The sequence below is a fragment of the Pedobacter sp. 05T44 genome (assembly GCF_056395985.1).
Genome location: NZ_JBFTKO010000002.1, coordinates 240942 through 252895, shown reverse-complemented (window position 1 = coordinate 252895; position 11954 = coordinate 240942). Strand labels below are relative to the sequence as shown.

Below are 11954 nucleotides of genomic sequence, written 5' to 3'. Positions count from 1 at the left end.
CATAGTCATATTTGCCTTATTATACTGCGATAAGACCTACTCTACTTACATTATTATAGGCATCTATGTATGCACGCGGCGACTGACCTATAATGCTCTTGAAAACACGATTAAAGTTTGTAATGCTATTAAATCCAGCTTTATAGGCGACTCCCGAGATACAATCCGGTTTTTCGCCTGATACGAGGCTTTTACACGCATCATTTATCCTCACTTCGTTTAAAAAAGAAATGAAAGTATGTCCGGTATGTTTTTTAAAGTACCTGCAAAATGCCTGTGGGGTCATATAAGCAGCATTTGCCACATCTTCAAGATCAATCTGATTGTTATAATTACGCATAATAAAATTGATAATATTACTCAACCTCATTCCCTCACGCTCTGAAAGATTAGAAGAATAAAAGTCCGAACAAAGCTCCTCGGCACTTCCCCCAATATCCAGGAGTAATTCAAACAGATTCAAAAAATTAAATAGTACATCGGTTCCAGATGCCTGATGAACTTCAAGCATCTTTGATGCAAACTGTTTCTTGTATTTCTCAGGGATTTTAAACCCATGCTTATTATTCCTCAAAAAAGAACTCGCTGCTTTTAATTCAGGTAGATTAAATAAACCAGCTAATACTCCTGAAGGATTGAAATAAATAGAACATGCCTTGATACTTTTACTTTCTTCACCCATAAAATATTCGGGGTTACTTTTAAATAAATGGGGAAGATTAGCTCCTATTAAAAAGAGATCTCCGGGACGAAATGCATGCATGTTATTACCTGCTATCAATGTACCTTCACCACGCTCAACCCAAGTTATCTGCCACTCGTCATGCCTGTGAAGATATTGATAGAAATGAGGTAATTCAATTTGTTCAGATATCACACTCTTGTCATTCGGTACAAGTAAAGTAAATGGGAGTACTTTCATGGTCGGTTGTTTAAGTGGTGGATTAAGTTGGTTGATTAGTTGTTGAGTGTTAATATACAAATGTTAACACTTAGCTGATTACAAGCATGTTAAATTGGTTAAGATATGGTGACACATTGCTAATATACGTCAAAGTAACGCTTATTAAAAAGCACAAATCTTTTCTATTATTCACCTTATGAATACAGCCTAATAACCAGGATTCTGCTTCAAATTGGGATTTTTTGCCAACTCGTCTTGCGGTATTGGAAATAATGTACGTGTTTGTGCCTGTGGGTGCGGAGAATGGTTGAACCACCGCTTGGTTTGGAATACGCCGAAACGGATCAGATCCTGCCTGCGATGAGCTTCTGCTGCAAACTCCCAACCTAGTTCATCTAAAAATCGACCATAAACAATATCTGCGCCTCCATTCACCACAGATACTTTTCCGTCAGGTGCCTGTAATCCATACTGATAGTTGCTACCTTTTAAAAGATCTGCGCCGGTGACTGTTGCTTTTCCCGGATTATCTTTGAAAGCACGCTTCCTGATCTCAGTTACAATTAAAGCAGCCTCATTTGGTTTGCCCGTCCTTAACAGTGCTTCTGCCTTCATCATCAAAACATCTCCATATCTTAAAAACGGAAAATCGTTATCCATAGCTCCCGTGGCTTTAGGTTTAATTACATACTTACCTATTCGAAAGCCCTGGTTACTGGCTGCAACAATTCCGTCAGTTCCACCCATACCAGGAACAAATTTCACGTAATTGATCATCACCTGACCAGAGGTGGGGTTTATCTGTGGGCCCTGTATCCAGGAATCTTTCATACGACTGTCATCAACATCATAAGTATCGATAAATTGTGGTACTGCACAATTCCCACCCCATGGCTGGGCGGTCATCTGGTATACACTCTGACTTAGTGGATCAAGGGTTTTTAAATGAATCTGATTTCCTACTCCATAAATTTCATCATATGGAATGGCAAATATGATCTCTTTTGAGTTCTGGTTAGTGTAAGTAAATACATCGCTATAATTATTATCTAACTGGTACTTATTGCTGTTTATCACATCATCAGCTTCCTTAATACATTTTTCGTATTCAGGTGTTCCCACATAGATTTCCGAATTGAGGTATATTTTAGCAAGAAGCGCCTTTGCTCCCCATTTATTCATTCTTCCATAAGTAGTGGCAGCATCTTCACTAAGCACAGGCAATACTTCATTTAATTCTTTTAACACAAATGCATACACTTCGGCCCTTGTATTTTGTTTAGGCAAAGAAACGTCCTTAAAGCTTGTAACTATGGGAACATTACCATGATTGTCCATTAAGAGATAATAGGCAAGTGCCCGTACAGCCCTAAGTTCTGCAACCGCGCTTTCTTTAATCGCTTCTAACTTGAGGGTACCTTCTTCAATCTGTGAGAGTATCATGTTGCATTTTGTGATACTCGAATAGGCATTTTGCCAGGTATTAAAGGGCTGATATTCCTGGGTAGTCCAGGTATGCTGATGCATCCGGCGGTATGTTCCGGCATCGTCCCAACCATTAGGGCGAACTGGTGTAATGATACAGTCGGCAGCTTCTTCCTGCAAATCAAAATATCCCTGCCATCCGCACATAACCGTTCTTAAAGAAGCGTAGGTAGGCGCCAGAATAGATGGGAGATCTTTCTCTGAGGGATTGAATTTAGATGGAAGGACTTCGGAATACACTTCCTCATCCAATTTAGTACAGGAAATGATAACGCCAGAAACTAGCGTTGCGATTATTATATATTGGAAAATTTTCTTTTTCATGATATTTATAACTTAAAATGAAACATTAAGTCCGGCAGTAAAAGTCCGTGTAGTAGGATAAGTATCCCGGTGTTCAATTCCAGGTGCAAAAGTGAAATCACCTGAATAGCTTACCCCTTCGGGATCAAGACCTTTATACTTTGTGATGGTAAATAGATTAAGTCCGGAAACATAGATCCTGAGGTTACTTATCTTTTTGATAAAATCTTTAGGTAAGGTATAACCAAGTGTGATGTTGTCAATTTTAATGTAATCGCCTTTTTCAATGTAATGGCTAACATAAACCAGGTCTGTATTGAGTTGTTTACCATATACCGGATCATATGCGGTTTTTAATACGTTATAGGCCTTGTTAACAGGGTTTTCATAATACATTCTTTGCATATTCAGTACATCGTGACCAAAGGCTCCCCTAATGTTTACCTGCAGATCAAAGTTCTTAATCTGAAAAGAGTTATTCCAGCCCATCAGGTATTTAGGAATTCCGTTCCCATAATACTGACGGTCCTCGGCAGTCGATTCTGCAATGGGTATAACTTGTCCATCCTTGTTCTCTACCAACCATTTCCCATTGTCATCTACCCCTACACTTTTAAGTACAAAGAATTGGCCAATGGGGCCACCAACTTTTACACGATGGGTTGATGACTGAATAGGCTCGCCAGTGTAACCTGCATCAAAAAATTCAGTAGTTACGTCAAACTGTTTATTAGACAAATCAACCAATTTGTTTTTATTAGTCGAATAGGTAATGTTGGTGTTCCATTTCAGCAATTTGCTGTCTACTGCTTTAATATTTAAAAGTGCTTCAAATCCTGAATTTTTCATTGCTCCCGCATTAAGGAACATGTTACCGGCTAAATATGGAGGAACAGGCACGGGGAAATTATAAAGCAGGTCTTCTACATTCCGTGTATAATAGTCGAGGGATCCGGTAATCCTGCTTTCAAATAAACCAAAGTCGACACCAACATTATATTCTTTCTTTTTCTCCCATCGCAAATCCGGATTAAAGTTTCTTGTTGGAACAAATCCCTGAACCCATTTACCATTAATAAATGCACCTTCGTTATAAGTAAAATCATAACTGCTCTGAGACATATAGGGTTCATTCGCAATTGTTCCTGTAACACCATAGCCTGCCCTTAACTTCAAGTCTGATACTACTGCAATATCCCGCATGAAATTCTCTTTGTTTACTCTCCAGCCAATAGAGGCAGCCGGGAAAGTTCCCCATTGATTGTTCACACCAAATTTTGACGATCCCTCTCTTCTTACACTTGCCATAAAAAGATATTTTTCATCCCAGTTATAAGTAAGACGTCCAAAAAAACCGGCAAGCTGCCATTTACTTTTGAAACTGGTCATTTCCGCCAGTCCTCTTTTTAATGCGGAACCAGCTTCCAATTGATTCCAGGTATATGCATCTGTAGGAAAATCAAAATTATAAGCACTGAAGTTTTCAAAAGTTGCATCTTGCCAGCTATAGCCACCAAGCAATGTAAAATTGTGGTTATTGATGCTCTTTACATAATTAGCCGTTAACTCAATCAGGTTTTCTTTATTAGAATAAGTAGACCGTGATGCAGTTCCGTTCAACTGACTTTTGGTTGTATTTACGTGATCGAAAGTAGTACTATTACCATTCAAATTATTGTTTTGTACATTAGAAGCTAGTATTTTTAGGCTTAGATCCTTTATCGGGCGATAGTCAAGACTTCCGCTAACCCGCATCTCCCGAAAAGTATTGTCGTTTGTTGCCTCATTAATTCTGGAAAGGGGGTTATCGTAAAAATAAACTGCTCTTTCCTGCCATTTTCCGTCCTCAGTTAAAATTCTGTCTGTAGGATTACGTATCATCGCCTGTCTGTAAGCATATCCATCGGCTCCTCCCTGAGTGGAGGATGTTGTTCGGTTGATCACCTGAATATTGGTTTTTAACTTATCATCAAACATGGCATGATTTAAATCGGCCCGAATGGTAAGTCGTTCCTGACCGGTACGCAAAAATATGCCCTCCCAGTTTCGATAGTTTACTGACCCGGTTAAGTTTGTAGTTCCGGTACCACCAAAAAAACTTATGTTATGGTTCTGACTTACCGGATTTTGTAAAATCTCATCCAGCCAATCGGTATTACTTCCAAAATCTGTATAATTCTTACCCTCGGCAATTAATCGCCTGTAATCATCAGCGGTCATCAGTTCGGGCCTTCTTGCAATTTTTTGAACGTTTACATAATTTGTATATTCAATTGTTGCCTTTGATTTACCTCGATTTTTCCGCGTAGTGATCAGGATTACACCGCCAGTTGCACGTGTTCCATATATCGCTGCAGCTGAACCATCTTTTAAGACATCTATTGATTCAATATCTTCGGGAGAAACTGTATTTAAACTTCCCGGAATTCCATCTACCAGGACTAAAGGTTCAGAAGATCCATTGATGGAATTCAACCCCCTCAGATTGATTTGTGTGCTGGCAGTGGGATCGCCAGAAGGCGTTGTAATCCTGAGCCCGGCAACTTTACCCTGAACGAGCTGTGCGGCATCTCTTACTGCTCCTTTTGTGAAATCCTCGGATTTTACCGTGGCGATGGAACTGGTTACCTCTCCTCTTTTTTGGGTACCATAACCCACTACCACAACTTCATTTAGCCCTCTGCTTTCCGGCTCCAGCTTTACATTGACTGTGTTTTGCCCATTGAGTGAAACCTCCTGAAGTTTATACCCGAGATAACTAAATACAAGCCGCGCATTGGCATTAGAAACCTTAAGGATAAAACTACCTTTATTGTCTGTACTTGACGCATTTGTTGTACCTTTTTCATTGACAGAAACACCAACCAGCGTAGTTCCGTCTGCAGAATCATAAACTGTTCCTTTTATTGTAATTGCATTTTGGGCATACAATTGACAGGGAAGAAGGAAGAGCAAAAGAAACCATAATCCATTACTACGGTGTTTGTAACACTCATTTTTTGCTTTCATACTTAAACCTAGTTTAGTTAATTGACTGATATATTTAACTCGGTTAAAGTTAGAAGCAAATAAATGAGGATAGTTTTCGTATTTTATCAGGTATCAATCCATTTTTACCCCGTTTGTGGCCTTGGATTTAAATAAGTGTTTTTGGTAGCTTCTTAATTAAAAGGCGGAATCCCTGATGTCTTCAATTTCTGAAACAGTATTTGCCAGATGTTTACCCAGCATGCGGGCTCCTCCCTCCTCGATCACAAAATCATCTTCAATCCTGACACCTCCAAAATTCCGGAACTTTTCTACAGCTGGGTAGTTTATAAAATCTGAGAACAAACCTGAAGCGCTATAGCGGTCAATTAATTCTTTATTAAAATAAATCCCCGGCTCAACTGTGACCACATAACCTGGATGTAGCTCCTTGCCCATCCGCAAGGACTTTAGGCCGAACTGAATGGTATTTTTTTTCAACTTATCCGAATAACCCACATATTGTTCACCAAGATCTTCCATATCGTGAACATCAAGTCCCATCATATGCCCGGTACCACATTGAAAGAATAAAGTGTGTGCTCCAGCGGCTACTGCATCTTCGACATTCCCTTTCATTAATCCCAATGCTTTCAGACCGAGAGTTAAGCTCTTACAAGCCTGAAAATGGATATCGAGATACCTTGTTCCTGACGAGAGCATGCTCGAAGCGTCCTGATAAGCCTGCAGTACAATTTCATAGATATCTTTTTGTTCAATGGTAAATCGTTTGGAAACGGGGAAAGTACGGGTAAGATCACTTGCATAACCACCTGCCGTTTCCACGCCCGAATCGTTAAGTACGAGTTGTCCCTCCTTTAATCGGTTGCCCTGATAATGGTTGTGCAGGATCTCTCCATTTACCGTTAATATAATCGGGTAAGCCAGGTTACCTCCGGAGGCCAGGGCTGCCTGATGGATGGCTGCTGCAACTTCTCTTTCGTACATTCCAGGTCTGGTGGCCTGCATCACATTCAGGTGTATATCTGCAGATATTGATGCTGCCTTATCTATCTCAATGAGTTCTTCCTCCGACTTCACAGACCTTTGTGAAACAACAGCTTTCACAAATTCAACCGAAGAAGCTGTATTCAATTCCTCAATATCAATCTTTAACAGGGCAGCCAGCTTGATCTCATTATCTGCACGATAAGGAGGTAAGAAATGAACACTTCTACCCCTATGTTCAGCCTGCTCAACATAACTTTTAAGTGCACCAGGTATCTGGACTTCATCTATTCCGCATTTTTCACACTTGCTCTTTAATGACTCTTGCCTTCCCATCCACACTAGTTCATCTAAAGTCATTTCTGCACCAAAAATGATTTCCCTGTTTTCATCAATATCTATGATCGCCGAAAGCGCTGGCACATTGATTCCAAAATAATACAGGAAAGTACTATCCTGTCTAAAGTGATAAGTATTATCTCTGTAATTCATCGGGCTTTCGTTGTTACCCATGAAAAGTAGAATCCCGCTGTTAAATTTAGATTTGAGAACTTGTCTCCTTTTAATATAGATTGATTTATTAAACATAAGATGATATTTGATTAACTACCAATTAATCATTTCACTTTCCACTCATGAATACCCGAAGATTGTTCTATCGGCAGCAGAACTTCAAGTTTCAAGGCTTTGGTATTTACCGGTTTAAATTTAAGAAAATTAAACTGGTCCTTAGCGATTCCCGAATCACTTAATATTTCAACGGGTATCCAGGCGCCGTCTTTCAAATATAATACCTTATATGAAAGCGGAATCCGGCAACCGCCCCATGGCCCATCGTCATACCAATAAACTCCGGATTCTGAAACGGTTTGGTTTTCAGAAAAATCATATTGCACATATTCGGTGGTGTTCTTTTTTGGCCACCAATGCAAATAGGGATAATTGGTATCCTTTGAATCGGCAGGTTCAAATTGATCTTTGATTGCCCCCAATAAACGCGGGTTATCTAATGAAGAACTCACCTTACTTAAAGAGGCAATAGTTGGCGCAGGCTGTGGTCTGGCTGAGGAAGCCTCATAAGGAATCCAAACGGTCATATCACTTGATCCGCGATTTGCCCAGGCATAATATGGAATTGCAGTAACCTTTTGTTTTACCTGAATTAATTCATCGGAATTCACTTGTCTTTTAGTACCTGTTCCTTCAACAGAGATCTCCTGGATTTCGTTTAATTTTTCTTTATTAAATGCTGTAGTAGTTTTGGCATCTTTATCGACCATGATATTTTGAACCAGCCCGTCTTTGTTGTCTTGCCCCTCAAGGCAGTATACAATTGGTCCACGCTGAAAAGCAAATCTGCCAACATCATCTTTTACCTTCGCATTGGCAATCACCTTCTGAACTTCCATTGGCAGATCGAGTATAAGTTGATCTCCTTTTTTCCATTGACGTGCTACAACGGCATAACCCTTGATCATTTTATAAACTGCAGGTTTTCCGTTCAGCAGTAATTTGAAGGACGATTTAGCCTGATCCATATAGGTATACAAATCACCCGGTACAGGCGACTGAGCAGCCCATCCCGGAATCCGAATATTGAGGGCAAATGTGGATGATTTCTCGGGGTTGATGATGATCTCCACTTTTCCGTTCCATGGATACCCTGTTGTTTGAGTAAGTGTGACTTTAGTTGCTTTAAGATTTACCTCAGCCGTATTACTCATAAATAAGTTCACATAGAGGTCATTGTTGTTCTGTGCATAAACATAGCCTGGTACAGAGGGCAAAAAACGGGTCATATTAGAAATACAGCATGCACAGGCAAACCAGGCACTGCGCTGATGTTGGTGCATAGAAGCCAGGGGATTGGGGTAAAAGAAACGATCGCCACTTAAAGATACACCTGAAAGTAAGCCATTGTAAAGTGTTCTTTCTAAAACATCCATGTATTTGGCATCACCATGTAACTGGAACATTCTGCTGTTCCAGTAGATATTAGCGATGGCTGCACAGGTTTCTGCATAGGCAGACATATTTGGCAGTTGATAAGCCTCCCCAAATGCCTCTCCTGCACCAGTAGCTCCAATACCGCCGGTGATGTACAGTTTTTTATAAACCACGTCTTCCCAGATTTTATCTATAGCGTTAAGATAGTTCTGATCGCCGGTCAATGCGGCAACATCAGCCATCCCGGTGTACATATAAGTTGCCCTTACTGCATGTCCAACGGCAGTACGCTGGTCTATAACTTTGGCATTTGCCTGGTTATATGCATCACCCTTAGGACCCCTTACATCCAGGAAAAACTTGGCAAGATCCAGATATTTCTGATTGCCCGTAATGCGATAAAGACGAACAAGACCTATTTCAACTATCTGATGACCCGGATAGATCTGGAGTTTGCCGGGGCCGAAATCTTTGACCAGCAAATCAGCATTCTTGAGGGCAATATCAAGTAAAGTTTTTTTTCCTGTTGCCTCATAATAGGCTGCTGCCGACTCAAATAAATGGCCTGAGTTGTACAGTTCATGACTCAGTTCCTCTTCCTTTTCCCATCGTTTACTTCCTATCCATTCATGAGGTTTCTTTGCATTTGCCGTACGAAAAGTAAATAAGTAGCCGTCCTTTTCCTGTGCCTTGCCAATTATAGTAATCAGCGAATCTATATAATGCTCCAGGGCCGGATCTTTCTTCACCTGCATCGCATATGAGGCACCCTCAATTACTTTGTATACATCCGTATCATCAAACGTAAATTGAGAAAGCTTACCTTCCATTTCATGTGCAGCCATTAAAAAGTTGTCTATCCTTCCATTATCTTCACATTTTTGCAATGTATAAGGGATTGTGACTGTTGCGTTAACTTGCATTTTTGGAGCCCAGAATTGGTCGTTTACATGGACATGCGTAAAAGCCACAGGCTGTATAGGGTAATCTTTCTTCTGCTGCGCGCTGGCAGGTAGAACAGCGATTCCGACAGCCAGTATCAGGAGTGATGATTTCATTTTAATATACTTAAATTCTCAAAAAACCGGTTATGGCAACTTATTTTCCTTCAAAAATAGGCTTATTACCAAGTACTAATGAGGCATTTATTAACAGTTATTAGATGAAATTTAACTATTTAACTAATCTAATCCCCTTCAATGTAGGCTGTACCACTTTTATATTACCCTCGGCATCAAACTCCATTTTATCGATACACACTTCACGGTTATAACCTGCAGACTGCCCCATGCTCAATCCTGCCGGACGAGTAAAGCGATGGTAAACAATATACCATTCATCCTTACCCGGCACCTGAATAACAGAATTGTGTCCGGTAGCGTAAATGGCCTGTGATTCGTCTTTAGAAAGAATCAGGTTATTTTCCGGCAAACTGATTTTACCTGTTGGCGAATCGGAAACACCATACCTAACACCATAGTCTGCATCTCTCGTATCATTCTGCGACCATAAAAAATAGTATTTTCCATTTCTGTAGAAAACTTCAGTGCCTTCCCTGAAAGTTTTATCTGGAGTGATGACTTTAATTGATGAAGAGTCTATCGATATCATATCTTCATTCAACAAAGCTACAGCCATATAACCATTACCCCAATACAAATAACTTTTGCCTGTTTTAGGATCGGTAAATACATCGGGATCGATCTCTTGCCCACCTTTTATTCCTGCAGGCTTACCTGCAATCAGCGCCTTACCGCTATCCTTAAAAGGACCAGATGGGTCTTCAGAAACAGCAACCCCTATTTTTTGTGCAGCGGTAAAATAGTAATAGTATTTGTAGCTATTACCTACCTTCTTTTCTGCGATGGTAGGTGCCCATGCATTTTTCTTAGCCCAACTTACGTCTTTGAGTAAATCGACAATCACCCCTTCATCTTTCCAGTCCACAAGGTTAGGGGAAGAGAAGGTTTTAAAATAAGTTCCTGACCAGTCATGAAAACCATCGCTGGTAGGGTATAAATGGTATTTTTTAGTTTTCTTAGAATATAGGATTTCGGGGTCTGCATAGTAACCATTCAATACTGGATTCAGATCGATAGCAGCCGTAACTTCATACACAAGGGGCTTATGCCCCGGCAATGTGATTTTTACTTTAACAGGTCCTTTCGTAAAGTCAAAAGGTCCTTTCGGACTAATGCTCATACCAGGAAGCAGCACAAATTCCGGATCGAAAGACCTCAATGAAGTCCCGTTTTTTACCGGAAGGTAAACCTTTGAGTTTAGGGTATCGATCACAATGTTATTTTTCTTAATCGCCGGTGATTGTCCAGACCCCATTACATCCGCTCCGGTGTACCATTTTTTTAATAGGACTGCCGCTTCTGCAGTTGTGATTGGCAATACAGTGCCATGGCGCGGGTGAAAGTTCATCCTTACTTCATGATCAACCACTGTAAATTGCTTGAAATCTTTAGTCTTTGTAAACTGATAGCGTCCCTTAGTGTATACATCATACATCAAGATATACCCCTCTCCATTATTGAGTTTAAATACCCCCGCACCTTCTACCGGATCTTTAGTTTGTTGTACTGTACCCGGACGCGCCACATAACCTTCTTTTAACTTATCAGACACTGCCACCCGAATTCCTTTTTCACTGTCTTCGGTTTTGTAAAACAAGTGGTATTTCCCGTGGTCGAAGACGATGTCTCCATCAATGCAGGGACCATTTGTCGGGCTGAAGAAGAGTTGTTTTGGCTCAGTCTCCAGATCCGTAAAATCCTTATTAGCATACGCCCAATAAATGATATCAGGACCTGCTCCATGTTTCATCGACCAATAGATCATATACTTGTCTGCTTCTTTATCGTATATAGTTTGAGGTGCCCATACACGTAATAAGCTGTCCTGATTAGGGAAACGTTTCTGGATATTGACAATACTTGAAGTCCAGTTAACCAGATCGGCAGATTTCAACAATACCATTGCCCTATTAGAATCCCAACCTTTTGCAGCCACCATATCGGTAACCACCATATAGAAGGTCTTACCATCGGCTCCACGCAAAATGTGCGGATCACGTACACCTCCGGTAGAACTTATTACTGCCGAACTGATCACAGGTTTATCAGCATTTAGCGCACGGTAGGTATAACCATCGTTGCTTAAGGCAAACCTGATGGATTCCTCCGTTCCGTTATTTCCTGTAAAATAGGTAAAAAGGTAAGCCGTTTTTTTCGATTGCTGGGCAGAGGTGGTCCTTAAATTTATGATAAGCACCATGGTACCGAGCACCAGTGCGCGTAGACAATAACTGATTTGTATATTCATTTGTGGTTCA

General features: G+C 40.4%; 6 protein-coding genes. All 6 read right to left on the bottom strand.

Going from position 1 to position 11954, the window contains the following annotated elements:
- Window positions 1-19: 19 nt before the first annotated feature.
- The 6 genes from AC1DDK_RS05745 to AC1DDK_RS05720 all read right to left on the bottom strand — a co-directional run bounded on the left by AC1DDK_RS05745 (window position 20) and on the right by AC1DDK_RS05720 (window position 11944).
- Window positions 20-922 carry an AraC family transcriptional regulator gene (locus AC1DDK_RS05745; RefSeq protein ID WP_288879129.1) on the bottom strand — a complete coding sequence of 301 codons (903 nt, stop codon included), beginning with the start codon at window positions 920-922 and terminating at the stop codon, window positions 20-22.
- Between the two features lie 189 nt (window positions 923-1111).
- A complete protein-coding gene (locus AC1DDK_RS05740) occupies window positions 1112-2713 on the bottom strand; it encodes a RagB/SusD family nutrient uptake outer membrane protein (RefSeq protein WP_337716771.1) in 1602 nt (533 codons plus the stop codon).
- 12 nt (window positions 2714-2725) lie between these two features.
- Window positions 2726-5701, bottom strand: a complete 2976-nt coding sequence (locus AC1DDK_RS05735) for a SusC/RagA family TonB-linked outer membrane protein (protein ID WP_288879127.1) — start codon at window positions 5699-5701, stop codon at window positions 2726-2728.
- A 156-nt stretch (window positions 5702-5857) separates the two neighbouring features.
- Entirely contained in the window at window positions 5858-7255 is a 1398-nt protein-coding gene (locus AC1DDK_RS05730) for an aminopeptidase P family protein (protein WP_288879126.1), read from the bottom strand.
- Window positions 7256-7284: 29 nt separating this feature from the next.
- Complete coding sequence (locus AC1DDK_RS05725) at window positions 7285-9672, bottom strand: glycoside hydrolase family 127 protein (protein ID WP_337716769.1); 2388 nt, start codon at window positions 9670-9672, stop codon at window positions 7285-7287.
- Window positions 9673-9787: 115 nt separating this feature from the next.
- Window positions 9788-11944 (bottom strand): glycoside hydrolase family 43 protein, encoded by a 2157-nt coding sequence (locus AC1DDK_RS05720; protein ID WP_337716767.1) that lies wholly within the window; start codon window positions 11942-11944, stop codon window positions 9788-9790.
- Window positions 11945-11954: the final 10 nt, after the last annotated feature.